This is a genomic window from Ferrovibrio sp., assembly GCF_019636075.1.
Lineage (GTDB): Bacteria > Pseudomonadota > Alphaproteobacteria > Ferrovibrionales > Ferrovibrionaceae > Ferrovibrio.
On record NZ_JAHBYG010000012.1, the window covers coordinates 49,158 to 75,325 of the forward strand.

General features: G+C 62.1%; 39 protein-coding genes. 3 read left to right on the forward strand and 36 right to left on the reverse strand.

Annotated elements, in window-relative coordinates; all coding sequences use genetic code 11:
- Positions 1–4 precede the first annotated feature (4 nt).
- From KF827_RS07425 to KF827_RS07435, 3 genes are all read right to left on the reverse strand, one after another.
- Positions 5–2,365 carry an AsmA family protein gene (locus tag KF827_RS07425; protein ID WP_291002729.1) on the reverse strand — a complete coding sequence of 787 codons (2,361 nt, stop codon included), beginning with the start codon at positions 2,363–2,365 and terminating at the stop codon, positions 5–7.
- Positions 2,366–2,367: 2 nt separating this feature from the next.
- Complete coding sequence (locus KF827_RS07430) at positions 2,368–3,081, reverse strand: HAD-IA family hydrolase (RefSeq protein ID WP_291002732.1); 714 nt, start codon at positions 3,079–3,081, stop codon at positions 2,368–2,370.
- A 132-nt stretch (positions 3,082–3,213) separates the two neighbouring features.
- Positions 3,214–3,555, reverse strand: a complete 342-nt coding sequence (locus KF827_RS07435) for a hypothetical protein (RefSeq protein WP_291002735.1) — start codon at positions 3,553–3,555, stop codon at positions 3,214–3,216.
- 182 nt (positions 3,556–3,737) lie between these two features.
- Between KF827_RS07435 and queF the strand changes: the two genes are divergently transcribed.
- Together queF and KF827_RS07445 are read left to right on the forward strand one after the other, a co-directional pair.
- Positions 3,738–4,244 (forward strand): preQ(1) synthase, encoded by a 507-nt coding sequence (gene queF / locus KF827_RS07440; protein ID WP_291002737.1) that lies wholly within the window; start codon positions 3,738–3,740, stop codon positions 4,242–4,244.
- Entirely contained in the window at positions 4,237–4,968 is a 732-nt protein-coding gene (locus KF827_RS07445; protein ID WP_291002740.1) for a hypothetical protein, read from the forward strand. The genes queF and KF827_RS07445 overlap by 8 nt, the downstream gene beginning before the upstream one ends.
- A gap of 55 nt (positions 4,969–5,023) precedes the next feature.
- Here KF827_RS07445 and KF827_RS07450 read toward each other — a convergent pair whose 3' ends face one another.
- The 5 genes from KF827_RS07450 to KF827_RS07470 all read right to left on the reverse strand — a co-directional run bounded on the left by KF827_RS07450 (position 5,024) and on the right by KF827_RS07470 (position 10,198).
- A complete protein-coding gene (locus KF827_RS07450; protein WP_291002743.1) occupies positions 5,024–5,707 on the reverse strand; it encodes a hypothetical protein in 684 nt (227 codons plus the stop codon).
- A 194-nt stretch (positions 5,708–5,901) separates the two neighbouring features.
- Entirely contained in the window at positions 5,902–6,948 is a 1,047-nt protein-coding gene (locus tag KF827_RS07455; protein WP_291002746.1) for an RluA family pseudouridine synthase, read from the reverse strand.
- Positions 6,939–7,340 carry a hypothetical protein gene (locus tag KF827_RS07460; protein ID WP_291002751.1) on the reverse strand — a complete coding sequence of 134 codons (402 nt, stop codon included), beginning with the start codon at positions 7,338–7,340 and terminating at the stop codon, positions 6,939–6,941. The genes KF827_RS07455 and KF827_RS07460 overlap by 10 nt, the downstream gene beginning before the upstream one ends.
- A 70-nt stretch (positions 7,341–7,410) precedes the next feature.
- Positions 7,411–8,727: a replication-associated recombination protein A gene (locus tag KF827_RS07465; protein WP_291002758.1), complete on the reverse strand. Its 1,317-nt coding sequence runs from the start codon at positions 8,725–8,727 to the stop codon at positions 7,411–7,413.
- A gap of 16 nt (positions 8,728–8,743) precedes the next feature.
- Positions 8,744–10,198 carry a DegQ family serine endoprotease gene (locus tag KF827_RS07470; protein ID WP_291002762.1) on the reverse strand — a complete coding sequence of 485 codons (1,455 nt, stop codon included), beginning with the start codon at positions 10,196–10,198 and terminating at the stop codon, positions 8,744–8,746.
- Between the two features lie 78 nt (positions 10,199–10,276).
- Here KF827_RS07470 and KF827_RS07475 point away from each other — a divergent pair, with 78 nt between their 5' ends.
- Positions 10,277–10,741 carry a PAS domain-containing protein gene (locus KF827_RS07475; protein WP_291002765.1) on the forward strand — a complete coding sequence of 155 codons (465 nt, stop codon included), beginning with the start codon at positions 10,277–10,279 and terminating at the stop codon, positions 10,739–10,741.
- Between the two features lie 102 nt (positions 10,742–10,843).
- Here KF827_RS07475 and rplQ read toward each other — a convergent pair whose 3' ends face one another.
- The 28 genes from rplQ to tuf all read right to left on the reverse strand — a co-directional run bounded on the left by rplQ (position 10,844) and on the right by tuf (position 26,160).
- The gene (gene rplQ, locus KF827_RS07480; RefSeq protein WP_291002768.1) at positions 10,844–11,266 is read right to left on the reverse strand and encodes a 50S ribosomal protein L17; all 423 of its coding nucleotides are present in this window, start codon (positions 11,264–11,266) and stop codon (positions 10,844–10,846) included.
- Between the two features lie 29 nt (positions 11,267–11,295).
- Positions 11,296–12,312 (reverse strand): DNA-directed RNA polymerase subunit alpha, encoded by a 1,017-nt coding sequence (locus KF827_RS07485; protein WP_291002771.1) that lies wholly within the window; start codon positions 12,310–12,312, stop codon positions 11,296–11,298.
- Positions 12,313–12,450: 138 nt separating this feature from the next.
- Positions 12,451–12,843: a 30S ribosomal protein S11 gene (gene rpsK / locus KF827_RS07490; RefSeq protein WP_290978769.1), complete on the reverse strand. Its 393-nt coding sequence runs from the start codon at positions 12,841–12,843 to the stop codon at positions 12,451–12,453.
- Positions 12,844–12,912: 69 nt separating this feature from the next.
- Complete coding sequence (gene rpsM, locus KF827_RS07495) at positions 12,913–13,290, reverse strand: 30S ribosomal protein S13 (protein ID WP_291002775.1); 378 nt, start codon at positions 13,288–13,290, stop codon at positions 12,913–12,915.
- 191 nt (positions 13,291–13,481) lie between these two features.
- The gene (locus KF827_RS07500; RefSeq protein ID WP_291002777.1) at positions 13,482–14,138 is read right to left on the reverse strand and encodes an adenylate kinase; all 657 of its coding nucleotides are present in this window, start codon (positions 14,136–14,138) and stop codon (positions 13,482–13,484) included.
- Positions 14,135–15,481, reverse strand: coding sequence for a preprotein translocase subunit SecY (gene secY, locus KF827_RS07505; RefSeq protein ID WP_291002779.1), 1,347 nt, complete (start codon positions 15,479–15,481; stop codon positions 14,135–14,137). The genes KF827_RS07500 and secY overlap by 4 nt, the downstream gene beginning before the upstream one ends.
- An 86-nt stretch (positions 15,482–15,567) precedes the next feature.
- Entirely contained in the window at positions 15,568–16,095 is a 528-nt protein-coding gene (rplO, locus tag KF827_RS07510; RefSeq protein WP_291002781.1) for a 50S ribosomal protein L15, read from the reverse strand.
- A 12-nt stretch (positions 16,096–16,107) separates the two neighbouring features.
- A complete protein-coding gene (gene rpmD, locus KF827_RS07515; RefSeq protein ID WP_291002785.1) occupies positions 16,108–16,290 on the reverse strand; it encodes a 50S ribosomal protein L30 in 183 nt (60 codons plus the stop codon).
- Positions 16,291–16,296: 6 nt separating this feature from the next.
- Complete coding sequence (gene rpsE / locus KF827_RS07520; protein WP_291002788.1) at positions 16,297–16,869, reverse strand: 30S ribosomal protein S5; 573 nt, start codon at positions 16,867–16,869, stop codon at positions 16,297–16,299.
- A 15-nt stretch (positions 16,870–16,884) separates the two neighbouring features.
- Positions 16,885–17,256 carry a 50S ribosomal protein L18 gene (gene rplR / locus KF827_RS07525; RefSeq protein ID WP_291002794.1) on the reverse strand — a complete coding sequence of 124 codons (372 nt, stop codon included), beginning with the start codon at positions 17,254–17,256 and terminating at the stop codon, positions 16,885–16,887.
- Positions 17,257–17,266: 10 nt separating this feature from the next.
- On the reverse strand, positions 17,267–17,800 hold the full coding sequence (gene rplF / locus KF827_RS07530) for a 50S ribosomal protein L6 (protein ID WP_291002797.1): 534 nt from the start codon (positions 17,798–17,800) through the stop codon (positions 17,267–17,269).
- Between the two features lie 12 nt (positions 17,801–17,812).
- On the reverse strand, positions 17,813–18,208 hold the full coding sequence (rpsH, locus tag KF827_RS07535; protein WP_291002800.1) for a 30S ribosomal protein S8: 396 nt from the start codon (positions 18,206–18,208) through the stop codon (positions 17,813–17,815).
- Between the two features lie 12 nt (positions 18,209–18,220).
- Entirely contained in the window at positions 18,221–18,526 is a 306-nt protein-coding gene (rpsN, locus tag KF827_RS07540; protein WP_291002803.1) for a 30S ribosomal protein S14, read from the reverse strand.
- Positions 18,527–18,545: 19 nt separating this feature from the next.
- A complete protein-coding gene (rplE, locus tag KF827_RS07545) occupies positions 18,546–19,091 on the reverse strand; it encodes a 50S ribosomal protein L5 (protein ID WP_291002806.1) in 546 nt (181 codons plus the stop codon).
- An 11-nt stretch (positions 19,092–19,102) separates the two neighbouring features.
- On the reverse strand, positions 19,103–19,426 hold the full coding sequence (rplX, locus tag KF827_RS07550; protein WP_291002809.1) for a 50S ribosomal protein L24: 324 nt from the start codon (positions 19,424–19,426) through the stop codon (positions 19,103–19,105).
- A 3-nt stretch (positions 19,427–19,429) separates the two neighbouring features.
- Positions 19,430–19,798, reverse strand: a complete 369-nt coding sequence (gene rplN, locus KF827_RS07555) for a 50S ribosomal protein L14 (protein WP_291002812.1) — start codon at positions 19,796–19,798, stop codon at positions 19,430–19,432.
- Between the two features lie 36 nt (positions 19,799–19,834).
- On the reverse strand, positions 19,835–20,071 hold the full coding sequence (gene rpsQ, locus KF827_RS07560) for a 30S ribosomal protein S17 (protein WP_291002815.1): 237 nt from the start codon (positions 20,069–20,071) through the stop codon (positions 19,835–19,837).
- A 24-nt stretch (positions 20,072–20,095) separates the two neighbouring features.
- A complete protein-coding gene (gene rpmC, locus KF827_RS07565; protein WP_291002818.1) occupies positions 20,096–20,293 on the reverse strand; it encodes a 50S ribosomal protein L29 in 198 nt (65 codons plus the stop codon).
- Between the two features lie 3 nt (positions 20,294–20,296).
- The gene (gene rplP / locus KF827_RS07570) at positions 20,297–20,716 is read right to left on the reverse strand and encodes a 50S ribosomal protein L16 (RefSeq protein WP_291002821.1); all 420 of its coding nucleotides are present in this window, start codon (positions 20,714–20,716) and stop codon (positions 20,297–20,299) included.
- An 18-nt stretch (positions 20,717–20,734) separates the two neighbouring features.
- On the reverse strand, positions 20,735–21,430 hold the full coding sequence (gene rpsC, locus KF827_RS07575; RefSeq protein WP_291002824.1) for a 30S ribosomal protein S3: 696 nt from the start codon (positions 21,428–21,430) through the stop codon (positions 20,735–20,737).
- On the reverse strand, positions 21,430–21,870 hold the full coding sequence (gene rplV, locus KF827_RS07580; RefSeq protein ID WP_291002827.1) for a 50S ribosomal protein L22: 441 nt from the start codon (positions 21,868–21,870) through the stop codon (positions 21,430–21,432). Before rplV ends, rpsC begins: the two co-directional genes overlap by 1 nt.
- A 2-nt stretch (positions 21,871–21,872) precedes the next feature.
- Entirely contained in the window at positions 21,873–22,148 is a 276-nt protein-coding gene (gene rpsS, locus KF827_RS07585; protein WP_291002830.1) for a 30S ribosomal protein S19, read from the reverse strand.
- A 21-nt stretch (positions 22,149–22,169) separates the two neighbouring features.
- Positions 22,170–23,006, reverse strand: a complete 837-nt coding sequence (gene rplB, locus KF827_RS07590; protein WP_291002833.1) for a 50S ribosomal protein L2 — start codon at positions 23,004–23,006, stop codon at positions 22,170–22,172.
- A 4-nt stretch (positions 23,007–23,010) separates the two neighbouring features.
- Complete coding sequence (locus tag KF827_RS07595) at positions 23,011–23,304, reverse strand: 50S ribosomal protein L23 (protein WP_291002836.1); 294 nt, start codon at positions 23,302–23,304, stop codon at positions 23,011–23,013.
- On the reverse strand, positions 23,301–23,933 hold the full coding sequence (gene rplD, locus KF827_RS07600; RefSeq protein WP_367273126.1) for a 50S ribosomal protein L4: 633 nt from the start codon (positions 23,931–23,933) through the stop codon (positions 23,301–23,303). The genes KF827_RS07595 and rplD overlap by 4 nt, the downstream gene beginning before the upstream one ends.
- A gap of 12 nt (positions 23,934–23,945) precedes the next feature.
- Positions 23,946–24,629, reverse strand: coding sequence for a 50S ribosomal protein L3 (gene rplC, locus KF827_RS07605; protein ID WP_291002839.1), 684 nt, complete (start codon positions 24,627–24,629; stop codon positions 23,946–23,948).
- 10 nt (positions 24,630–24,639) lie between these two features.
- The gene (gene rpsJ, locus KF827_RS07610) at positions 24,640–24,948 is read right to left on the reverse strand and encodes a 30S ribosomal protein S10 (protein ID WP_291002842.1); all 309 of its coding nucleotides are present in this window, start codon (positions 24,946–24,948) and stop codon (positions 24,640–24,642) included.
- Between the two features lie 21 nt (positions 24,949–24,969).
- Positions 24,970–26,160 carry an elongation factor Tu gene (gene tuf, locus KF827_RS07615; RefSeq protein ID WP_291002845.1) on the reverse strand — a complete coding sequence of 397 codons (1,191 nt, stop codon included), beginning with the start codon at positions 26,158–26,160 and terminating at the stop codon, positions 24,970–24,972.
- Positions 26,161–26,168: the final 8 nt, after the last annotated feature.

Genomic DNA, 26,168 nt, shown 5'->3' on the forward strand with positions numbered 1-26,168 from the left:
AATTTTACCGCCGCAACAGGCCGCCAAGGCCGCGTTGTAGATTCTGCAGCGGATTATTGTTTTGCTGCTGCTGCTGCTGTTGCTGCTGTTGCTGGCCAGAGCGGTTGCTGGATTGCGGCACCGGCCGGCCTTCGGCCAGGGCAACCGCTTTGGCGCAAGCCGGCTGCCCGCGATCGCTATCAGACGAACCGCCGCTCATCATCGGCATCAGGATCGCCGCCGGCCCCATCAGCGCTGCACCGGCCACTGCCCCCAGCGCACCCTTGGCCATCGCCGCGGCATCCGGCGAGAAACTGGGCTTGGCGAAAGTGCCGCCCACCCGCACGGGAACGGCCAGCGGTGCAATGCCGGCATCGCGCGGCGCCGGCACCACCTTCAAGGCCAGTTGTTCGGTACCCAGGTTGATATCGCCTTCGGCCACAACGCCCAGCCGTCCGGTTTCCATCAGAATGGCCTTCGGCGTGACGATGCCGGATTTGATATCAAGCCCGGCCACCACGCATTCCAGCTTGGTGCGGGCCGTGGCCTGCCCCAGCTTGCCCAGCATGCCAACCATGTCGCCGCCCAGAAAATCCAGATACTGGTCGCGCAACTCACCCTCGCCCACCTTCAGCAGCACCTTGCCATTCAGGCCGGCCATCAACTGGCGCACCGAACCGCCCTGGCTGGTGAGGTCCACCGAAATATCGGTGGGCGCATCGCGCGAGACGATGGCGGTGATCTTGTTGGCCGTCAGATAATCGCTCAGGCCGAATTTCGCGCCATCCAGCTTCACCCGCAAAGCCTTGCTGGCGGCATTGAGCGCGAATTCGCCGTTGAAGCTGCCGCCCGAGGCGTTCAGGCCGAAGGGCCGCACGCTCAACGCACCGTCTTTCAGCGTCAGCACCACATTCACCGCCTTGGCATCCACCATCGGCGCCTTGAAGGCATCGGCCTTGAAGCGCAGTTCCGCATCGGCAGCTTTCAGGCCATCCAGCGGCAGCGGTTCGTCGCTGAACACCCGGCCATCGGATTTCGCGCCGCCGCCGGCACCGCCGCCAGAGCCGGAGCCGGAGCCACTGCCAGGACCGCCACCAACCGTTTTGCCGGACTCGCCAAGCAGCGGCGTGAGATCGAGCGACTTCGAGGCGAGGTCGAATTTCACGGCCGGCCGCGCACCCGCCAAGGCGATATCGCCCGACCCAGCCAGATCGCTGGTGGCAACCTGCGCTGCCAGATCGGATATGGCATAGCGCATGGTACCGGCATCTTTCACCGAAAACTTCGCCGTCACCGGAACCGCCTGAGCCACTTCGGCGCCCAGCGTGGCGGCAAATTTCTTCGCATCCGGGGTGGCAAAGGCGATGGCCAGCGCCAGGCCCTTCTGCGTCAGCGGCTGGGCAATGGCACCGGTCACCTGCACGCGCCCCAGCTTGTCTTCACCCAGCACCAGATTGAGATTGGAAATCGCCGGCTGGCCGCCCTGCTCTTTCACATCGGCAGCAAAATTCAGCGGGCCGAAGCTCGGCGCCTTCTGGCCGGCCAGGGCCGCCAGCTTGGCGATATCCGGCGCGGTGGCGGAAAGCTTCAGCGCATAGCCCTTGCCTTCGGCGGGATTGGCAACGCTGCCTTCCACATTGGCTTTCAGATCGGCATTGGGGATCGAAAGCGCCAGTTTCACCGGCCAAGGTTTGCTGGGCTTCAGCATCTCGGCCAGGGTGCCGAAGCTGCCATCGGCCACGATATCGTTGCCATCGAAATTCGCGCGCAGCTTGGCCACCATGGTGCCGCCGGATGCGCTTTGCAGCGAAAACTCATCCAGCCGCACATCGCGCGTCACAGTTTGCTGCGGGGTCTGGCCAGCCTCGCGGTAGGCCAGCCTGATATTCTTCATCAGCAGGTTATCCAGCGACGGAATGCCAAGCTGCATGCCGCTGCCATCGCCCGCCGCAGGCTGCTGAGCGGGTTGAGACGGCTGCTGCGGTTTGGCCGGCGCGCTGAATTCCCAATTGGCGCGGCCCTGGCGATCCTTCTCCAGCAGCACATCCACATCGGCCAGCACCAGACGATCCACCTGGATACGACGACCGATCAGCGCAAACAGGTCAAGCTCGGCACTGAACTCGCCCACCTTGGCCATCTCCGGCCGGCTGCCCCAGGACGCATTGGCGAAGCTGACACCCTTCACGCTCACTGCCGGCTTGGGAAAGATCGAGAGTTTCAGATCGCCGGCAATCTCCAGCTTGCGGCCGGTGGCATCCTGCGCGGCGGCAACGATCTCAGGCTTGAAGCGGTTCACGTCGATATTCGCCGCCACAATGGCAAGGCCGCCGACCAGCAGCACCAGAACCGCAACCGCGATCAATCCCCATTTCACGAAACGCATGGTCAGCCTCCTGTCGTCATGCGGATCAGAGCCGGCAATTCGCCATAGCTCTCTGCCACCGCCAAAGCCCCGGCCTCCAACAATTCGGCCGGATCATGATACCCCCAGGCCACGCCAATCGCGCGCGCCCCGGCATTTCTTGCCATCAATATGTCGAATGTGGTGTCTCCCACCACCAATGTCGACCCCGGCTCGGCGCCGGTTTCGCGCATTGCCCGCAACACCATATCCGGATCCGGCTTACCGCGCGCGATATCGGCGGTTTGCAGGGTGACAAAGCGATCATGCAACCCATGCAAGGACAGAGTGGCATCCAATCCCCGCCGTGCTTTGCCGGTAGCAATGCCCAGCAGATAGCCATCGGCTTCCAGCTTCGCCAGAGCTTCCAACAGACCGGGAAACAGCGGCTCGTCATGGTCTGGCGCATGGCGCATGGCAAACGCCGCCTGGCGATAGGCCGCCACCACCGCATCGGCATCCGCCTCGGCGCTCAAGGCCATGCTTTCCAGCAAGCGGCGCACAGACACTTCCAGCGACAGACCCACCAGCCGGCGCACCGCATCCGGCGCGGGTGCAGCCAAGGCATGGCTGGCAAAAGCCGCCTGCATGGCGGCTACGATATGGTGCTGGCTATCCACCAGCGTGCCATCGCAATCGAACAGCACCAAACGCGGCGCCTCGAAAGCAGAGGATTGAGTGAATCGAGCGGCAGACATGGCGCCAAGGTCGCATGACTGGGCCGCCAGGGGAAGCGATGGCCAATAAAAAGCGGTTTACCGCAATACTTGCAGACAAAAACAAGCCCCCGGACCTTGCGACCCGGGGACTGTTGCTTGGGGGAAGGACGTTCAGTTGACGGCCTTTTTCGCTTCGGCGGCCTTGTCGTCGGCCTTCTTGGCGAGTTGCTTCTTTTCCGCCTGCTTGGCCGCATGCTTTTCGTCATGCGCCTTCTTGTCGGCGGCCTTCTTGGCATCCGCCTTGTGTTCGCCGGCCTTCTTTTCGGCGGCCTTATGCTGCAGCTTTTCGGTCTGCTTCATTTCGGAAATCGGCGGCGTGGTGGGGGCCACGACGCCCGAAGTGGCGGGAGCGGTCTGGGCCGAAGCATTGGCTGCCGAAAGGCCGAGCAGCAGGCCAAAGCTCAAAGCCGGCAGGATGGCGGCGAGAGCGAAGGGTTTACGGGACATCGACATGGTCGAACTCCTGGTTATCATCACGCGGGGTTCCGGTTCCTGGTTTGCCAGCGGTTGGTTTGGCTGGCGGTACCGGTCTGCCTGCGCACAGTCTTTATCGCCGGCAATCGCGGCGGCCATGGGGTGCAAAAGCGGAAAGGCCGAGGTATTCTCGCGGCGAAATCAAGGCGGACCAGAGTAGCATGGCAAAGAAACAAACAGCCGGGCGCAAAAGCATCGCCCCTATCACCCCTGGATATGCTGTTGGGTTAACCCAGTTGGGCAAACCTGTTGCGGCCCCCACCAGCCCGGAAACCGCCGTGCTGGAAACCGTGCCCAACCCGCATCCCGGCAAGCTTTACGCGATCCGCTTCGTGCAGCCGGAATTCACCAGCCTCTGCCCGCTGACCGGCCAGCCGGACTTCGCTCATCTCTGCATAGATTACGTGCCCAACCGGCGCATCGTGGAGAGCAAGTCGCTCAAGCTTTTCCTGGCCAGCTTCCGCAACCATGGTGCCTTCCACGAGGATTGCACGATCGGCATCGCCGAACGCCTGGTGCAGGCGATGAAGCCGCGCTGGCTGCGCATCGGCGGCTATTGGTATCCGCGTGGCGGCATGCCGATCGATGTGTTCTGGCAGACCGGAAAGATGCCGGCCGGCCTTTGGCTGCCCGATCAGGGTGTGGCCTCCTATCGTGGCCGTGGCTAGGCGCGCATACGCCTTCATCGCCCTGTTGCTTCTGACCGGCTGCGGCGGGTTGGAAGATAATCTGCGCGACATCAATCGCAGTCTCTATCGCGGCATGGGCGGCAAGGCCGATGCAAGGATATCCGCGCCAGGCACCGGCGCCGTTCTGGCCAGTTGCTTCAACCCCGATACCGGCACGCTCTATCCCAGCCAGACCGGCCGCTGCGCCCCAGGCTATACGGCAATTCCGTTTTCCGAAGCCGAGCAACGCTTCATGGCATCACAGGAACCGCCGCCGCCTGCGCAGCCACAGCAACGGGTTGCCCGCGCCACATTGCCCGCCGAACCGCAGCAGCAACAGCCGCCGGCCTATCTGCGCCAGGAAGGCCAGGCGCTATGCTACGACGATGCCAGGCAGCAGATTTTCGGCGCCGATCATTGCCCGCCCGGCAGCCGCTGGATAGATACGCCCGAGGCCGAGGCACTGCAGCGCGCCGCCCTTGAGCAAGCCATGTGGTGTTACTATCCCTCGCGCCGCCTGCTCTATCGCAGCCGCGCCTGCCGCCCCGGTGATCGCGCCCTGCCGCTGGCCGAAGCCGAAACCCTCTGGGCGCAGTTGCCCGCCGCAAACAAACCGCGCCAGCGCCCGGGCGACAGCCAGCGCAACCTGGCCCCGGTGCCGCAGGTGCAATCCGCACCGCGCGGCAGCATCGACGCCACGCCGCTGCCGGCGCCTAATCGCTAATTATCTATACAGAAGTAATTTGCAAAGATTCTAACTTTTACAATCATAATTGACATTAAGCGATAGCCTGTTCGTTTGGCTCTTTGCGTTCAATATAAGGCAACTTTACAAGTAACCACAGGAAGGATGTCAGGGCAGAAAGCACAACCACACTCCAGCTAATTGCCCAATGGAATGATGGGTGCATGGCTACGTCATAGAGTACAGCAATCTGGATACCGAACATAAAAATAAGAATCATACGCATAATTACAATCAAGGTTTTTCTTACTATTACCCCTCGCATCTGTATTCCAAAAGGCTGCTCTTTTCCCAAGCTATCGAAATGGATTGGTGTGTAATCGCCTAAACTATCGAGATAGCGCATATCTAGCGCTTGCAGCGCATGAGCTTTTAAAAGCGGCGATGGAAGATCCTCATATTTATCCAATCGTAACTGAATGCGCGATTTCAACATTTCTCTCATGACCATCAGGTCATTAAATAAGAGGCACCCAGTAAAACTGCCTGCAGTGTGAAGGAATAATAATAACTCCTTTAGCTTATCGACTTCTATATGCACTCCTTGAAACGATATATCTGGTTTCACGCCAAATGCCACGAGCGCAAGTAAAAGCAAAAGCACAACATTGCTAGCTATGATCTTATTTGTAGCAGCACGCTTTTCATCTCTACGTTTCGCTAGAACTTCAAAATATGGATCATCAAAAATGCTAGGAAGTAGATTCTTCTCATACATGCCGAGAATGGAAGAATAATGGATTTTCACCCACAAAGACGGGGCAAAAAAATAAATTTAGAAAGGAAACCCCTAATACTCATTTATATGAACCTCAGCGTTTAGCGTTACGCTTTTCGGCAATTTAAATTAGCCTTTCTCCATACGCTCGAAGGTAGTGATAAAAAGTCTTACCGTCACTAAAGAACGCTCTATCATTCCAGCCATTCATCGGCTTCGGCATCGATCTCCAGCCCCAGCAGATCCCAGCTAGCCTGCATATGGGGTGGCAACGGCGCCTTGGCCTGCAGGATGCCGCCATCGGGATGCTCCAGCCGCAAGGCCCGGGCATGCAGATGCAGCTTGCGGCTGATGCTGCCGGTAAGCTGGTTTTCGCTATCGCCGTATTTGCCGTCGCCGGCAATCGGCGTGCCCAGCGCGGCGGCATGCACGCGCAGCTGATGGGTGCGGCCGGTGATCGGCGCCATGCCCAGCCAGGCGGCACGCCGGCCGGCGGTGGCAATCACCCGATACAGCGTGATGGCGGATTTGCCGGCTTCGGGGTCGCCGGTCATGCGCTCGCCCAGAATGCCCGGCAGCTTGGCCAGCGGCATGTCGATCTTGCCCTCGCGCGGCGTGGGCACGCCCACCGTGAGCGCCCAGTATAGCTTATGCGCCTCACGCTTGCGCAGAGCGGCCGCCAGCTTGGCCGCAGCCGAGGCGGTGCGCGCCAGCACCAATACGCCAGAGGTATCTTTGTCCAGCCGGTGCACCAGGCGCGGCCGCTCGGTGGAACCGAAGCGCAGATAATCCAGCAGGCCGTCCAGATGCTCGGAAATGCCGGTGCCGCCTTGGGTGGCCAGGCCCGGCGGCTTGTTCAACACGATCACCGCATCATCCTTATGCAGCACAGCGGCCTGCAATTCGGCGATACGCTGCGGATCGGCCTTGGGGGCGCGCGGCTTGTCGTCATCCTTCGGTGCTTCGCCCAACGGCGGAATCCGGATGCTTTGGCCAGCCTCTAGCCGCGTGGCCGCCTTGGCGCGGCCGCCATCGACACGCACCTGCCCGGTGCGCAGCAGCTTTTCCAGCTTGCCATGGCCAAGCCAGGGATAATGCCGCTTGAACCAACGATCCAAGCGGATATCGGCCTCGTCGGCGGCAATGATGCGGGTGGTTATGGTGTTTTTTTCAGCCGCCGGCTGGTGCGCCGGCTTTTGCTCAGGCTTTTGCCCGGGGTTTTGATCTGCGTCTAGCGCCATACGCGGCGCACGCGGTCCGGCTCCTGCTGCGGCTCCGGCTGCTGCGCCGCCGGCTCTACCGGTTTTGGCACGGCCAGAGCCTTTCGCTCCAGCCATTCCAGCCGCGCCTGTTCGTGTCCTTCGATCGACTGTACTTCGAGTTCGCATTCCTGGGCGGCCTGGAAAAGGATTTGCTTGTTCAGATTCTTGTAACGACCGATTTTCTCATAAAAACAGTCGTCACGCGAGGGCACCTTGCCCGGCGTATAAAACGGCTTCTCTGCTTCGGAAACGATTTCCAGACCCATATATCCGGCCAGGCCGAGCAACGCCATTACCCCGGCGAAAATTATGCCGAGGCGACCAAGCGAACTACGCTGGCTATTATCTACGGGTGGCGAACGTGACGGCATGGCAGGCACCTTATCCGGTGCGGGGTTAACATATTATTTAGGAAGCCGGGCTGGCTTATTCCAGACAACTTCAGGGGCTTTCGGCCTGTTTCTTTTCCCTAAGTTTTTGCCAGTATTCCAATCTTTTTATAACTTCACGTTCAAAGCCCCGCTCTTTCGGCTTGTAAAATTGCCGGCGATCCATGGCATCGGGGAAATAATTCTGCCCGGAAAACCCCTCGGCAGTATCGTGGTCATAGGCATAGCCGTCGCTATAGCCAAGATTTTTCATCAGCTTGGTGGGTGCATTGAGGATATGCATGGGTGGCATCAGCGAGCCCTGCTCGCGCGCCGCACGCTTGGCACCCTTCTCGGCCATATAGACCGCATTGGATTTCGGCGCGGTGGCCATATAAACCACCGCCTGCATCAGACCGATCTCGCCTTCCGGGCTGCCCAGGAAATCGTAGAGTTCCTTCGCCGCCATGGCCTGCAACAGCGCATTGGGATCGGCCATGCCGATATCCTCGACAGCAAAGCGCGCGACCCGGCGCATGATGTAAAGCGGATCCTCGCCGCCAACCAGCATGCGAGCCAGCCAATACAAGGCGGCATCGCAATCCGAACCGCGCATGGATTTATGCAGCGCGCTGATCAGATTGTAATGCTCTTCCTGGCCCTTGTCGTAAAGCGGCGCACGGCGTTGCAGCAGATTGGCCAGCCTGGCCGGATCGAGCTGGCCCTCGGGCTGCAACTCGAAAACCTGCTCGGCCATGTTCAGCAGATAACGGCCATCGCCATCGGCCATGGCACGCAGCGCGGCGCGCGCCTCGGGCGTCAATGCCAATGGCCGTTCCCGCACGGCTTCGGCCTTGGCCAGCAGGCTTTCCAATGCCGCATCATCCAGCCGGTGCAGCACCAGCACGCTGGCGCGCGACAACAAGGCACCGTTCAGCGCGAAGCTGGGATTCTCGGTGGTGGCCCCAACCAGCACCACGGTGCCATCTTCCACATAGGGCAGGAAACCATCCTGCTGGGCGCGGTTGAAACGATGGATCTCGTCTACGAAAAGCAAAGTGCGTTGGCCCTGTTCGCGCCGCGCCCGTGCCGCCTCGAAAGCCTTGCGCAGATCGGCCACCCCCGAAAACACCGCCGATAGCGGCGCGAAATACATATTGGTGGCTTCGGCAAGCAAACGGGCGATAGAGGTTTTTCCGGTGCCGGGCGGACCCCACAGGATCAGGCTGGCCAGCTTCTTGGCGGCCACCATGCGGGCCAGCGGCGCATCATTGGCCAGCAGATGATCCTGGCCGATCACGTCTTCCAGCTTTTTCGGACGCAATTGTTCGGCCAGCGGCACGTCGCCCTGATTGGCAAACAGCGACGGGCCGGATTCTGGCGCGGCCATCAGGCGCTCACGCAGATCAAGCGCGCACGGTAAGCTGCAATGTCTGCTCGCCGCGACGGATCATCAAGGTCCATTGCTGCGCCTGAACCCGCAACACCTTTTGCAGATCGGCCACCGTTTCGATATCGGCGCCATTCACCTTCAACACCAGATCGCCCGGCCGCATGCGCAGCCTGGCCGCCGGCGAACCCGCACCCAGTTCCAGAACGATCACGCCACTGGCCAGCGCATCCACGCCAATCTCCTCGGCAAAGGCCGGCGAAAGATTGCCCACGGTGGCCCCGGCAAAAGGATGATTGCCGGCCAGCGGGGTTACGTTGCGCGGCGGATTTTCCGGCGCCTCGCGCAGCGGGATAACGAATTGGCGCTGCTGGCCCTGGCGCAATACATCCAAGGTGGCGGTCTCGCCCAGCTTGCGGGTAGCGATGCGGAATTTCACCGCGCGGGCATCATTCACCTCGCGGCCATCCACACGCAGGATCACATCGCCGGTGCGCAGACCGGCCTGAGCGGCGGGGCCGCCCGGATAGAGCGTGCCGACCAGCACGCCCTGCGGCCGCTCCAAACCAAGGCCTTGCGCCACTTCGCTGGTCACCGTGCTGCCATTGGCACCGAACCATGGCCGCTTGATACCCTTGCCGGAAACCGCGCTCGCAACCGTGGATGCCACAAGGTTCGACGGGATGGCAAATCCGATCCCGATGCTGCCGCCCGATTGCGAGAAGATCGCCGTATTGATGCCGACCAGCCGGCCATCCATGGTCACCAGCGCACCGCCGGAATTGCCCGGATTGATGGCGGCGTCGGTTTGGATGAAGGATTGCGTATCCAGATCTCCCACATCGGTGCGGCCCAGCGCCGAAATGATGCCTTGGGTCACGGTCTGCCCCACGCCGAACGGATTGCCGATGGCCAACACCAGATCGCCCACCTGCACATCGTCGGAATCACGGAATTCCAGCACAGGCAGACTCTCGCCACGCGGATCGATCTTCAAGATCGCCAGATCGCTGCGCGCATCGGCGGCAATCAGCTTGGCCTCGAATTCGCGGCGGTCAGACAGCGCCACCACGATTTCGGTGGCGCCTTCCACCACGTGGTTATTGGTGACGATCACGCCATCGGCTTCGACGATCACGCCGGAACCCAGCGATTGCGCCACACGCTCGCGCGGGATGCCGAACATCGAACGGTCGCCGAAAAAGCGGCGGAAGATCGGATCGTCCAGCAGCGGCGAACGCTGCACCACGCGCTCTACCTTGCGGGTATAGACATTCACCACCGCCGGTGAAACCTGCTTCACCAGCGGCGCGAAGGAGAGTTGAACTTCGGCGCGGCTTTGCGGCACCTGGCGCGGCTGCTGGGCCTGCACTTGTGCCTGTACCTGGGCCTGCACCTGGGCGGCAGGCGCCAGCACGAGAACCGCAAGGGCGGCGGCGAGAATACGGAAGGGTCTGAACAGCAGGGTCATGCTGGATACTAAGGACGCCCGGGGGCGGATTTCAAGGCGGGCTTACTGCCAGCATGAAACAATGCTAGGCTTGCCGCCATGATGGAAGCAGAGCTTGAACAGCCGCGCCTGCGCAAGTTGCTTGCCTATTGGCAGGGTAAGCGCGGCGACCGCCCCTACCCTGCCCGGGCCGATATCGACCCAGCCGAATTGCTGTTCATGCTGGGCGACCTGATCCTGTTCGATATCGAAAGCGGCGAGGATGACCAGCCCCGCTTCCGCTACCGGTTGTTCGGCAGCAACATCGCCAGGCGCCAGGGCTTCGACATGACCGGCAAGTATATCGACGAACATCCCTGGCAGGGCTTTGCCCGCCGGGCCAGCGAAGGCTATCTGCGGGTCACTCAAACCGGCGCACCGGATCTGATCACCCGGCGCGAGGAAATCGATGGCCGGCTCTTCCGCCACCAGTCGTTGCTGCTGCCCCTGGGCATCGGCTGTGCGGTCACGCCATACCAGGTGAACAAAATCCTGGTGGGGGTTTCGTTCGATGCTGATCGCTAGAAAAGGCCTGATCGCTCCCCGATCTTAAAAAACGAACGACAAAAAGAAAAAGCCGGCGGGTTGCCCCACCGGCTTCTGCATATCTGAAGTGAAGCTGCCCGATCAGGCGGCTTCGGCTTCCTCAGCAGCGGTCTGCACCGGGCCGGAATCCTTGCCCTTGGCAGACACATCGCGGTCGACCAATTCAACCACGGCCATCGGGGCGGCATCGCCATAGCGGAAGCCGGCCTTCAGCACGCGGCTATAGCCGCCATTGCGGCTGGCATAGCGCTGGTTGAGGGTCGAGAACAGCTTGTCCACCGCCGACTTCTCGGGGATGAAAGCCAGGGCCTGACGGCGGGCATGCAGGTCGCCGCGCTTGCCGAGCGTGATCAGCTTGTCGATCAGCGGCTTCAGTTCCTTGGCCTTGGGCAAGGTGGTGGTGATCTGCTCATGCTTGATCAGCGAGGCAACCATGTTGCCGAACATCGCGCGGCGATGCGAGCTGGTCTTGTTGAGCTTGCGGCCGGAATTGCCGTGGCGCATGGGGTGAACTCCTTCGGATGTTTAGAGGATCAGTACTGATCCTGGTATTTCTTCGCCAGCTCTTCGATGTTTTCCGGCGGCCAGTTGGGCACATGCATGCCGAGATGCAGACCCATCTGCGACAGCACTTCCTTGATCTCGTTGAGAGACTTGCGGCCGAAATTCGGGGTACGCAGCATTTCGGCTTCGGTCTTCTGGATCAGGTCGCCGATATAAACGATGTTGTCGTTCTTCAGGCAGTTCGCCGAACGGACCGACAGTTCCAGCTCGTCCACGCGACGCAGCAGATTCGGATTGAACTCCGGCTCGGCAATCGTCTTCTCGCGGGATTCGTTCTTCGGCTCTTCGAAATTGATGAAGAGCTGCAGCTGGTCCTGCAGGATACGGGCGGCATAGGCCACCGCGTCTTCCGGCTTGACCGAACCGTTGGTCTCGATCTGCATGGTCAGCTTGTCATAGTCGAGAATCTGGCCCTCGCGGGTATTCTCGACCTTGTAGGAGACCTTGCGGACCGGGCTGTAGAGCGCATCCACCGGGATCAGGCCGATCGGCGCATCTTCCGGACGGTTTGCGGAAGCCGGCACATAGCCCTTGCCGGTTTCAACGGTCAGTTCCATGCGGATGCTGGCGCCGTTATCCAGCGTGCAGAGCACGTGGTCGGGGTCCATCACTTCCACATCGTGACCGGTCTCGATCATCTTGGCGGTGACTTCGCACGGGCCCTTGGCATTCAGGTACATGCGCTTGGGGCCTTCGCCGTGCATGCGCAGAGCCATCGACTTGATGTTCAGCACGATGTCGGTGACATCCTCGCGCACGCCCGGGATGGAGGAGAATTCGTGCAGTACGCCGTCGATCTTGATCGAGGTGACGGCAGCACCCTGCAGCGAGGAAATCAGCACGCGGCGCAGGGCATTGCCCAGCGTGAGGCCGAAGCCGCGCTCCAGCGGCTCGGCCACGATGGTGGCGGTGCGGCCCGGCACGGAGCCGGCTTCGATCACCAGTTTATTCGGCTTGATCAGATCGGTCCAATTCTTCTGGATCACCTGCGACCTCGTTCGGTTGCGGCCTGGCCTGGGGGCTTCCCAGGGGCGGCCTGTACCATCTCGGCTGCTGCAGCGGCATCACTCGCGCAGCGGGCCGAGAAAACATGCCCGGCGCCGGGGTTACCGGCGCCGGATGGATCAGATGCGGCGACGCTTCGGCGGCCGGCAGCCGTTATGCGGGATCGGCGTCACGTCGCGGATGCTGGTGATGGTGAAACCCACCGCCTGCAGCGCGCGCAGAGCAGATTCGCGGCCCGCGCCCGGGCCCTTCACCTCTACTTCCAGCGTGCGCACGCCATGTTCGGCGGCGCGGCGGCCGGCGACATCGGCTGCCACCTGGGCGGCATAGGGGGTCGACTTGCGCGAACCCTTGAAGCCCTGGCTGCCCGACGACGACCAGGCAATGGTATTGCCCTGCGCGTCGGTGATGGTGATCATCGTGTTGTTGAAGGAGGCATTCACATGCGCAACGGCAGAGGTGATGTTCTTCTTCTCTTTGCGCCGGGGGCGCGCGGCCTTGTCCTTGACCATGGCGATCCTACAGTTCCTTAAAGTGCGTATATGGGGCCGCCCCTGGTTTGGCCAGGGGCGGCGGAGGGATTAGCGGGCCGCCTTCTTCTTACCGGCAATCGCCACGGCCTTGCCCTTACGGGTGCGGGCGTTGGTGTGGGTGCGCTGGCCACGGACCGGCAGGCCCTTGCGGTGGCGCAGGCCGCGATAGCAGCCCAGGTCCATCAAGCGCTTGATGTTCATAGCGATTTCGCGGCGCAGATCGCCTTCGACCTTGTATTCGCGGTCGATGGCTTCGCGGATCTGCAACACTTCCGCGTCGGTCAGCTGGTTCACCCGGCGCTCCACCGGGATGCCAACCTTTTCACAAATCTCTTTCGCCTTCACCCGGCCGATGCCGTAGATGTAGGTCAGAGCGATCTCTACCCGCTTGTTGGTCGGGATATTCACGCCTGCAATACGCGCCACGCCTTCTCTCCTCGCGTCAACGACTCAGGGGCCTGAGTCGGTCATCTCTTGGGCGACACGGTAGCCAACACGAAAACTCAACGTAAACAATTATTTACGCTGAGCCGACCACCTAGTTGTCCTATCGCGCCCGCTGCCCAAGGGGCGCGATTATAGAAACTCTCCGTAACTAGTCAACTCGAAAAGGATTTTCACGCCTTAACGGATTTAAGCACCTCTCCGATCTGGCGTGTAACCTCGTCGATCTCCGCCATGCCATCGACTTTCCGCAGTATACCACGCCCCTCGTAATACGGGAGGAGCGGTGCGGTCTGCTCGTGATAGGCCTTAAGCCGTGGAACCACGGTCTCGGCCTTGTCGTCGGCACGACGGGTGAATTCGGTAGACCCGCAGCGGTCGCAAACGCCCGCCTGCTTGGTCGGATTGAAATGGTCATGATAGCCGGCGCCGCATTTGGCGCAGGTGAAGCGGCCGGTGATGCGGTCCACCAGCACGCCATCGTTGACCTGCATCTCGATCACGGCATCCAGCTTCAGCTTGCGCTCGGCCAGCATGCGATCCAGCGCCTCGGCCTGCTTGGTGGTGCGCGGAAAACCGTCCAGAATGAAGCCCTTGCGGCAATCCGGCTGATCGATTCGGTCGGCGATGATGCCCACCACGATCTCGTCAGACACCAAACCACCCTGATCCATGATCGCCTTGGCCTTCAGGCCGACGGCGGTGCCGGCCTTCACGGCGGCGCGCAGCATGTCGCCGGTGGAAAGCTGTACCAGGCCGTGGCTGTCGGTCAGACGCTGTGCCTGCGTGCCCTTGCCGGCACCAGGAGGACCCAGCAGGATCAGCCTCATTTCCGCGCCCCCCGCAGCTTGGCCTTCTTGATCAGGCCTTCATATTGGTGCGCCAGCAGATGCGATTGCACCTGGGCAACTGTATCCATGGTAACGCTGACCACGATCAGCAGCGAGGTGCCACCGAAATAGAACGGCACGCTGAGGCGCGAGATCAAGATCTCAGGCAGCAAGCAGACCGCGGCGATATAGGCGGCGCCCACCACGGTGAGACGGGTCAGCACATAATCGAAATACTCGGCGGTGCGCTGGCCCGGACGGATGCCGGGCACGAAGCCGCCATTCTTCTTCAGATTGTCGGCCGTTTCGGCGGGATTGAACACCACGGCGGTATAGAAGAAGCAGAAGAACACGATCAACGCCACATACAGCGCCATATAGAGCGGCTGGCCATGGCCCAACAGGGCGGTGACAGTGGTAAGCCACTCGGGGCCACCGCCGCTGGCGGCAAAGCCGGCCAGAGTGGTGGGCATCAACAGCAGTGACGACGCGAAGATCGGCGGAATCACGCCGGCGGCGTTCAGCTTCATCGGCAGATGCGAGCTTTCGCCGCCGAACATGCGAGCACCCACCTGGCGCTTGGGATATTGGATCAGGATGCGGCGCTGGGCGCGCTCCAGGAACACGATCAGGGCAATCACGGCGGCGCCGCCGACGAAAACCGCGATGATGGCGAAGGAAGACAGCGCACCGGTGCGGCCGAGTTCCAGCGTGGCGGCGAGCGCACGCGGCAGTTCGGCGATGATGCCGGCGAAGATGATCAGCGAGATGCCGTTGCCCACGCCGCGCTGGGTGATCTGCTCGCCCAGCCACATCAGGAACATGGTGCCGCCGGTCAGTGTGATGACGGTAACCACGCGGAAGAACATGCCCGGGTCGATCACGGCGCTGCCGCGGCTGCCGGCCATGCCTTCAAGGCCGATGGCAATGCCATAGGCCTGCAGGGCGGCCAGGAACACGGTGCCATAGCGGGTATATTGATTGATGCGCTTGCGGCCTGCCTCGCCTTCCTTCTTCATCGCCTCGAAAGCCGGAACGACGGAGGTGAGCAGCTGCATGATGATCGATGCCGAGATATACGGCATGATATTCAGTGCGAAGATCGTCATACGCTCCAGCGCACCGCCGGCGAAGACATTGAACAGGCCGAGAATGCCGCCGGCCTGCTGGCGGAAAATGTCGGACAGGATATTCGGATCAATGCCGGGCAGCGGAATGAAGGTACCCAGGCGATAGATGATCAGCGCGCCGAGCGTAAACCAGATACGCTTCTTCAACTCGGTGGCCTTGGCAAAGGCTCCGAGGTTGAGGCTGGCTGCCATACGTTCCGCCGCCGAGGCCATCGCTGCTTCCTTATCCCAATACCGCGCTTGAAACTAAATGGTAGACCGGAGCGGGCAACGCAAGTGCCCTGCCCGCCCGGATTGCATTACTTCTTTTTGGCAGCCTTGGCGGCCTTCACGACTTCCGAGCGCGCCTGCGCCTTGGCCTTGCGGGTGGGGATGATGGTGAGCGAACCGCCCGCCTTCTCCACCGCTTCCTTGGCCGTGGCCGAAGCACCCTGCACGCTGATGGCCAGCTTGGCCTTCAACTCGCCGGTGCCCAGCAGACGCACGCCATCGGCAGAGCTGCCCGAGATCAGGCCGGCAGCCTTCAGGGCTGCGCCATCCACCGGCTTGGTGGCATCCAGGCGACCCTTCTCGATGGCAGCCTGCAGGCGGCCGAGATTCACCACCTCGAAATCCTGCGGGTTGAGCGGGTTGAAGCCGCGCTTCGGCAGACGACGATGGATCGGGGTCTGGCCGCCTTCGAAGCCCTTCACGGACACGCCAGTGCGCGCCTTCTGGCCCTTGACGCCACGGCCCGAGGTCTTGCCCTTGCCGGAGCCGATACCGCGACCAACGCGCATCCGCGCCTTGCGGGCGCCTTCATTGTCGGCAATCTGATTGAGACGCATGATCTGAGTTCCTTACCCTTCGACCCGGACCAGGTGCGCCACCTTGGCGATCATACCGCGCACGGAGGGCGTATCCTCCAGCTCGCGGCTGTCGTGCAGGCGGCGCAGGCCGAGGCCCTTGATGGTCTGCTGCTGATCCACCGTGCGCTTGTTGGCAGAGCGGATCCAGGTCACCTTCACGGTCTTGTTGGCCATGACGGCTTACTCCTCGGTTTCGGGGCGGCGGCCCAGGATGTCGCCGACCTTCTTGCCGCGCTTGGCAGCGATATGCCGCGGCGCGTTCAGGCCCTGCAACGCCACGAAGGTGGCCTTCACCATGTTATGCGGATTGGAGCTGCCGATCGACTTGGTCACCACGTCGGCAACGCCCAAGGTCTCGAACACAGCGCGCATCGGACCGCCGGCGATGATGCCGGTACCGGCGGGCGCCGCACGCAGCACGACCTTACCGGCGCCATGACGGCCCTCGATGTCGTGATGCAGGGTGCGACCTTCGCGCAGATTGACGCGGATCATGTTGCGCTTGGCATGTTCGGTGGCCTTGCGGATCGCTTCCGGCACTTCACGCGCCTTGCCCGAACCGTAGCCCACCCGACCCTTCTGATCGCCCACCACAACCAGAGCGGCGAAGCCGAAGCGACGACCACCCTTCACCACCTTGGCGACGCGGTTGATGGAGACCAGCTTGTCGACGAGATCGCTTTCGCCACGCTCGCCGCGCTCACCACGTTCGGCACCGCGCTCGTTGCGCTCGCCCCGTTGATTACCAGCCATCTGTTCTGACCTTTCTTAGAAGCTCAAACCGCTTTCGCGCGCCGCCTCAGCGAGCGCCTTTACGCGCCCGTGATACAGATACGCGCCGCGATCGAAGATCACCTCGGCGACACCGGCGGCCTTGGCACGCTCGGCAATCAACTTGCCCACTTCCGAAGCGGCCGCCACGTTGGCGCCCGACTTCAGGCTGGAACGCAGACCCGGCTCCAGCGAAGAGGCGGAGACCAAGGTCACGCCCTTCACGTCGTCGATGATCTGCGCATAGATATAGCGCGAAGAGCGATGCACGCTGAGCCGCGGGCGGCCATGGGCGGCCTCGCGGATGCGGGTGCGGTTGCGTTCCTTGCGGCGCGCGTTGAGCGCGTTACGACGGGTTTCATTGCTCATGGCCGCATCCTTACTTCTTCTTGCCTTCCTTACGCAGGATGGTCTCGTCGGTGTACTTGATGCCCTTACCCTTATAGGGCTCCGGCGGCTTGATTGCGCGGATCTCGGCGGCGACCTGGCCGACCAGATGCTTGTCCGCGCCCGAAATCTTGATCGAGGTGGGCTTTTCCACCTTGATCTCGATGCCCGCCGGGATCGGGTAGTTCACGTCATGGCTGAAGCCCATGTTGAGCTGCAGGGTCTTGCCCTGCAACGCAGCGCGCAGGCCCACGCCATTGATGTCCAGCTCGCGGCTGTAACCGTCCTTCACGCCCTTCACCAGGTTGTTCACCAGGGTGCGCTGCATGCCCCACATGGAGCGGGCGCGGCGCGAGGCATGACGCGGCTTGACCGAGATCTTGCCGTCTTCGAGTACCACCGAAAGATCGTCCACAACGGTGAGCTTCAGCTCACCCTTGGGGCCCTTGGCGGTCAGGGTCTGGCCCGCGAGCTGCACTTGCACGCCCTGCGGAACCGGAACCGGATGCTTGCCGATACGCGACATCTGCCTAACTCCTTAGAACACGCGGCAGAGGACTTCGCCGCCAACGTTGGCAGCGCGGGCCTCGCTGTCGGACATAACGCCGCGCGGGGTGGACAGGATCGAGATACCCAGGCCACCGCGCACTTTCGGCAATTCGGAGATGCCGGAATAGACACGACGACCAGGCTTCGAAACACGGCTGATCGTCTTGATCACCGGCTCGCCCTCGAAATACTTCAGCTCGATGCGCAGGTTCAGCTTGTTGCCATCCTGAACGGCTTCGTAACCGCGGATGTAGCCTTCCTTCTTCAGCACTTCCAGAACGCTGCTGCGCAGCTTGGAAGCCGGGCTTTCGATGCTGGACTTGCCGGCCTGCTGGCCATTGCGGATACGGGCGAGCAGATCGCCCAACGGATCGGTAAGAGCCATCTTATGCCCTCCTTACCAGCTCGACTTCACCATGCCGGGGATCTGACCGTTCGAGGCCAGATCACGCAGCATGTTGCGCGACAGTTTCAGCTTGCGATAGAAGGCGCGCGGGCGCCCGGTCAGTTCGCAACGGTTACGTACCCGGATCTTGGCCGAGTTGCGCGGCATTTCGGCCAGCTTCAGCGAAGCCTCGAAACGCGCTTCCGGCTCAGCCTTGCGGTCCTTGGCAGCAGCCTTCAGGCGGGCGCGCTTGGCGGCATAACGGGCAGCCAGCTTGCGGCGGTGCTCGTTCTTTTCAACCGAACTCTTCTTCGCCATATCAGCGATCCTTTCCGGCTTAATTCTGGAACGGCATGCGGAAACCGGCGAGAAGCGCCTTGGCTTCTTCGTCCGTCTTCGCCGACGTGCAGATGATGATGTCCATGCCGCGCACGGCATCCACGCGATCGTAATCGATCTCGGGGAAAATGATCTGCTCCTTGAGGCCCAGGGCATAGTTGCCGCGGCCGTCGAAGCTCTTGCCCGGCACGCCGCGGAAGTCGCGGACGCGCGGCAGGGCAATGTTGATCAGACGGTCGAGGAACTCATACATGTGCTCGCGGCGCAGCGTGACCTTGCAGCCCACGGCCTGGCCTTCGCGCAGCTTGAAGTTGGCGATCGCCTTGCGGGCCTTGGTCAGCACCGGCTTCTGGCCGGTGATGGCGGCCAGCTCGGCGGCAGCCAGCTGCACCTTCTTGGAGTCGGCGGCAGCTTCGCCCACGCCCATGTTCACCACGATCTTCTCGATGCGCGGAATGGCCATGGGATTGGTATAGCCGAACTTGTCCTTGAGCTGCTTACGCACCTCGGTTTCGTAGAAGTCCTTCAGACGCGGAGCGGTCATGCTCGCCTCCATCAACGGTCGATGACTTCGCCGGAGCGCTTAGCAACGCGCACACGACGGCCATCTTCGAGAGTCTTCACACCAACGCGGGTGGGCTTGCCATCCTTGGGATCCTGCAGCTGCAGGTTCGACACATGGATGGAGGCTTCGCGCTGCTCGATGCCGCCGGCATTGCCGCGGCCCGGCTTCACATGGCGGGTGGCCTTGTTGACGCCGCCAACGATGGCGCGCAGCTTTTCGCGGTCCACCGACAGCACCTCGCCCTTGGCGCCCTTCGAGCGGCCGGTGGTGATAACCACCTTGTCGCCCTTCTTGATCTTCAGCTTCACGGCCATGGCTTAGAGCACCTCCGGAGCCAGGGAAATAATCTTCATGTGGCTCTTGGCACGCAGTTCGCGCGTCACCGGCCCGAAGATGCGGGTGCCGATCGGCTCGTTCTGCTTGTTGATCAGAACGGCCGCGTTGCGATCGAAACGGATGGCGCTGCCATCGGTACGACGGATTTCCTTGGCGGTGCGCACGATGACGGCGCGATGCACGTCGCCCTTCTTCACGCGGCCGCGCGGGATAGCGTCCTTGACGGACACAACGATGACATCACCGACCTGGGCATATTTGCGCTTGGAGCCGCCCAGCACTTTGATGCACTGGACCCGGCGCGCGCCCGAGTTGTCGGCGACGTCGAGATTGGTTTCCACTTGGATCATTGGACCTGTACCTCGTTATCTACTGTAAATCGCCGGTCAGGCCTGGTTTTCGATGATAATCCACCGCTTCAACTTGGAAAGCGGACGGGTTTCTTCGATCCAGACCATGTCGCCCACCTTGTGGGCATTGCCTTCGTCGTGGGCGTGGTAACGCTTGGAACGACGAATGAACTTCTTATACACCGGGTCCATGATGCGACGTTCGACCTTGACCACCACGGTCTTTTCGCCCTTGTCGCTCACCACGACGCCCTGCAATACGCGCTTCGGCATATTCTATATCTCCTTAACGCCCGGTTACGCCTTGGTGGCCGGCTGCTTTTGCAGCGCGGTCCGCACCCGGGCGACATCGCGGCGCACCTGGCGCACGCTGGCGGTGTTTTCAAGCTGACCGGTGGCCTTGCGGAAGCGCAGGTTGAACTGCTCCTTCTTCAGGTCGCCGAGCTTGGTCTTCAGCTCGTCCTTGGTCTTGCCAACCAGATCCTTGCCCTTCATGGCTTAGGCTCCTTCGCCGATACGGGTGATAACCCGGGTCTTGATCGGCAGCTTGGCGGCACCGAGCAGGAAGGCCTCCTTGGCCAGCTGCGCGGGAATGCCGTCGAGTTCAAACATCACACGACCGGGCTTGACGCGGCACACCCAGAATTCCGGCGAGCCCTTGCCCGAGCCCATGCGCACTTCGGCGGGCTTGGAGGAAACCGGCAGATCGGGGAACACCCGAATCCACATGCGGCCCTGGCGCTTGATATGACGGGTGATCGCACGGCGGGCAGCTTCGATCTGGCGTGCGGTCACACGCGCCGGTTCCAGGGCTTTCAGGCCGTAGGCGCCGAAATTCAGATCGGTACCGCCCTTGGCCACGCCCTTGATCCGGCCCTTAAAGGCCTTGCGGAACTTGGTACGCTTAGGTTGCATCATGACGCATAAACTCCGCTATCAGCTCGGACGGCCGCCGCTGGCGTTGGTCTGCTCGGCCAGGCGCTTGTCCTGGGCCATCGGGTCGTGACCCATGATCTCGCCCTTGAACACCCAAACCTTCACGCCGCAGGAACCATAGGCGGTCTTGGCGGTGCCACGGGCGAAATCCACATCGGCGCGCAGGGTGTGCAGCGGCACACGGCCTTCACGATACCATTCCACACGGGCGATTTCCGCGCCGCCCAAACGGCCGCCGCAGGTGATGCGGATGCCGCCGGCGCCCAGACGCATGGCAGACTGCACGGCGCGCTTCATGGCGCGACGGAAGGCCACGCGGCGCTCCAGCTGCTGGGCGATATTCTCGGCCACCAGGCGGGCATCCAGCTCGGGCTTGCGGATTTCAACGATGTTGAGATGCACTTCCGACTTGGTCATCTTGGCCAGATCGGAGCGCAGCTTTTCGATGTCGGCGCCCTTCTTGCCGATCACCACGCCCGGACGCGCCGAGTGGATGGTGATGCGGGCCTTCTTGGCCGGACGCTCGATGACGATGCGGGCAACGCCGGCCTGGGCCAGGCGCTGCTCGAGATACTTGCGGATCTTCAGATCCTCATGCAGCAGCGTGGCGTATTCCTTGTCGCTGGCATACCAGCGGGAATCCCAGGTGCGGTTGATGCCGAGGCGCAGACCGATCGGATTGACTTTCTGACCCATTACGCTTGCTCCCCGGCCGCAGCGGCCGCCTTCTTCGTCTTGCCCTTGCCCTTGCTGGCAGCCTCTTCATCGCCACGCTCGCGCACCACGATGGTCAGATGGCTGAAGGGCTTTTCGATGCGGGCGCCACGGCCGCGGGCGCGGGCATGGAAACGACGCATCACCAGGCCCTTGCCGACACTGGCTTCAGACACCACCAGACGATCGACATCGAGCTGATGGTTGTTTTCGGCATTGGCGATGGCCGACTGCAGAACCTTCTTCACATCCTGCGCGATACGGCGCTTGGAGAAGCTCAGTTCCGACAGGGCCGCTTCCACGCGCTTGCCACGGATCAGGCCGGCAACGATGCCGAGCTTGCGCGGGCTGACGCGGATGTTGCGGCCGATGGCAATGGCCTCGTTCTCGCCGAGGCGGGAGGGATGTGCCTGCTTGCTCATGGTTACTTCTTCGCCTTCTTGTCGGCGGTATGGCCATGGAAGGTGCGGCTCGGCGAGAACTCGCCCAGCTTATGGCCCACCATTTCCTCGGTCACCAGCACCGGAATGAACTTCTGGCCGTTGTGAACGCCAAACGTGAGGCCGACGAATTGCGGCATGATCGTCGAGCGGCGCGACCAGGTCTTGATGACCTCCTTGCGGCCCGACGAACGCGACGTGTCGGCTTTCTTGAGCAGATACCCGTCTACAAACGGGCCTTTCCATACAGAACGTGCCACGATCTGACCTCCTCAGCCGGATCAGCTATGTGCGCCCGGCGGACGCCGGCGCAGGATCATCTTCTGGGTGCGCTTGTTGGTGCGCGTGCGCTTGCCCTTGGTCGGCTTGCCCCACGGGGTCACCGGATGGCGACCACCAGAGGTACGGCCTTCACCACCACCATGCGGATGGTCGATCGGGTTCATCGACACACCGCGAACGGTCGGGCGAACACCCATCCAGCGCTTACGACCCGCCTTACCCAGATTCTGGTTCTGGTTATCGGGGTTCGACACGGCACCGATGGTGGCCATGCAATCGCCACGCACCAGGCGCTGTTCGCCGGACGGCATACGCAGCAGCGCCATGCCCTGGTCCTTGCCGACCAGCTGCACATAGGCGCCGGCGGAACGGGCCAGCTGGCCGCCCTTGCCGGGCTTCAGCTCCACATTGTGGATGATGGTGCCAACCGGGATCGACTTCATCGGCATGGCATTGCCAGGCTTGATGTCGGCCTTGTCGCCGGCCAGCACGCGGTCGCCCACCTTCAGGCGCTGCGGCGCCAGGATGTAGGCCACTTCGCCATCGTCGTACTTCAGCAGCGCGATGAAGGCGGTGCGGTTCGGGTCATACTCGATCCGCTCCACCGTGGCGCCCACGTCGAACTTGCGACGCTTGAAATCCACGATGCGGTAGCGGCGCTTATGGCCGCCGCCGATATGGCGGGTGGTGATACGACCGGTATTGTTGCGGCCGCCGGTCTTCTGCAGACCCTCGGTGAGCTCCTTGACCGGGCGGCCCTTGTAGAGCTGCGAACGGTCGATCAGCACCAGGCCGCGGGTGGACGGCGTAACCGGCTTATAATTGCGCAAAGCCATGGCTTCAGATCCCCGTGGTCACGTCGATCCGCTGGCCGTCGGCGAGTTTGACCATCGCCTTCTTCCAATCCGAGCGCACGCCCGGACGGCCACGGAACATCTTGGTCTTGCCCTTCACCCGCAGGGTATTCACGGCCAGAACCTTGACCTTGAACAGAGCCTCTACGGCCGCCTTGATCTGCGGCTTGGTGGCGGTGAGCGGCACGCGGAAGGTCACCTGGTCGAATTCCGAATTATGGGTGGCCTTCTCGGTGATCACCGGCGAAAGGATCACGTCGTAATGGTTGAGCGCAGTCATTTCAGACGAGCCTCCAGAGCCTCGACCGCGGCCTTGGTCAGAACCAGGGTGTCGCGGCGCAGGATGTCGTAAACATTGGCGCCCTGCTCCGGCAGCACGTCGATGTTGCGGAGCGAACGGGCGGCCAACGCGAAGTTGTTGTCCAGCACCTTGCCGTCGATGAACAGCGCGCTGTCGACATTCAGAGCCTTCAGCTTGCCGGCCAGATCCTTGGTCTTGGCGCCGCCCAGGGTGGCCGCATCCAGAACCAGCAGCTTGCCTTCGGCCAGCTTGACCGACAGCGCGGTCTTCAGCGCCAGCTTGCGGACCTTCTTGGGCAGGTCGATGGCATGGCTGCGCACGACCGGGCCGAACGCCTTGCCGCCGCCACGGAACTGCGGAGCGCGGATGCCGCCATGGCGGGCGCCGCCGCTGCCCTTCTGGTTGACGATCTTGCGGGTCGAGCCGGACACTTCGCCATAAGTCTTGGTCTTATGGGTGCCCTGCTGGCGCTTGGCCAACTGCCAGATCACGGTACGCTGCAGCAAGTCGGCGCGAGCCGGCAGGCCGAACACGTCCTTCGACAGGGCGAGCGTGCCGCTCGCCTTGTTGTCGAGATTGGTTACCTTGACTTCGATGCTCTCGGTCATGGTCATGAACCCTTACTTCTCAGCCGACTTCAGAGCGGCCGGCAACGGCAGGTCCTTGGCGCGCGGCTTCTTCACCGCATCGCTGACCAGCACGTACTGACCTTCCGAACCCGGAACGCTGCCCTTCAGCATGATCAGGCCGCGCGCCGCATCGGTGCGGACGACAACCAGATTCTGCTGGGTGCGACGACGGTCGCCCATATGACCGGCCATCTTCTTGTTCTTGAAGGTACGGCCCGGATCCTGGCGGTTACCGGTCGAACCATGCGAGCGATGGCTGATCGACACACCGTGGCTGGCTTCCAGACCACGGAAATTGTGCCGCTTCATCGCACCCGCAAAGCCCTTACCGATCGTGGTGCCGATGACATCCACGAACTGGCCGACCACGAAATGCTCGACCGACAGCTCGGCGCCGACATCGATCATGCCCTCGGCATCCACGCGGAATTCCACCAGCTTGCGCTTGGGTTCCACGCTGGCCTTGGCGAAATGGCCACGCATCGCCTTGGACACGTTCTTCGGCTTCACGGTCTCATGACCGAGCTGCACAGCGGTGTAACCATCCTTTTCGGTCGTGCGCTGAGCAACGACCTGCAGGTTGTCCACCTTCAACACGGTGACGGGAACATGGCTCCCATCGTCTGCAAACAGCCGGGTCATACCCAGCTTGCGTGCCACCAATCCGGTACGCATATCAGCCCCCTCAGAGCTTGATCTCGACATCGACGCCGGCAGCCAGGTCGAGCTTCATCAGCGCGTCCACGGTCTGGGGCGTCGGGTCGACAATGTCGAGCAACCGCTTGTGAGTGCGGATTTCGAACTGTTCACGCGACTTCTTGTCCACATGGGGCGAGCGGTTCACGGTGAACTTTTCGATATGGGTCGGCAGCGGGATCGGGCCGCGCACGCGCGCCCCGGTACGCTTCGCCGTGCTGACGATCTCACTGGTGCTCTGATCGAGCACCCGGTGATCGAACGCCTTCAGGCGGATGCGGATATTCTGGCTGTCCATGGTCTCTATGTCCTAGCCGGATTACTTGATGATGGAAGCGACGACGCCTGCACCGACGGTGCGGCCGCCTTCGCGGATGGCGAAGCGCAGGCCTTCGTCCATGGCGATCGGAGCGATCAGTTCCACGGTCATGGCCACGTTATCGCCCGGCATCACCATCTCCACGCCTTCCGGCAACTGCACCACACCGGTCACGTCGGTGGTGCGGAAGTAGAATTGCGGACGGTAGTTGGTGAAGAACGGGGTATGACGACCGCCCTCTTCCTTCGTCAGGATGTAGGCTTCAGCCTTGAACTGGGTGTGCGGGTTGATCGAGCCCGGCTTGGCCAGAACCTGGCCGCGCTCAACGTCCTCACGGCCAACGCCACGCAGCAGCGCGCCGATATTGTCGCCAGCCTCGCCGCTATCCAGCAGCTTGCGGAACATTTCAACGCCGGTCACGGTGGTCTTGGTCGTCGCCTTCAGGCCCACGATCTCGACTTCCTCGCCAACCTTCACGATGCCGCGCTCGATACGGCCGGTCACCACGGTGCCACGGCCAGAGATCGAGAACACGTCTTCGATCGGCATCAGGAACGGCTTGTCCTTCGGACGCTCCGGCTGCGGGATGTACTTGTCGACTTCAGCCATCAGCTTCAGAACCGCATCCCGGCCCAGCTCAGGCGACTTGTCTTCCAGCGCGCACAGAGCCGAACCGCGCACGATCGGGATGTCGTCGCCGGGGAAGTCGTACTTCGACAGCAGCTCGCGCACTTCCAGCTCGACCAGATCCAGCAATTCCGGATCGTCGACCATGTCGCACTTGTTCATGAACACAACGATCGCAGGCACGCCCACCTGACGCGCCAGCAGGATGTGCTCGCGGGTCTGCGGCATCGGGCCGTCAGCGGCAGACACAACCAGGATCGCGCCGTCCATCTGCGCAGCGCCCGTGATCATGTTCTTCACATAGTCGGCGTGGCCGGGGCAATCCACATGCGCGTAATGCCGGTTGCCGGTCTCGTACTCAACATGGCTCGTCGAGATCGTGATGCCGCGCGCCTTCTCTTCCGGCGCCTTGTCGATCTGGTCATAGGCCGTAAAGGTCGCGCCGCCGCTCTCGGCAAGAACCTTCGTGATCGCCGCAGTCAAAGACGTCTTGCCGTGGTCAACGTGCCCGATCGTCCCGATGTTGCAATGCGGCTTGTTGCGCTCAAATTTTGCCTTACCCATGGTCACTC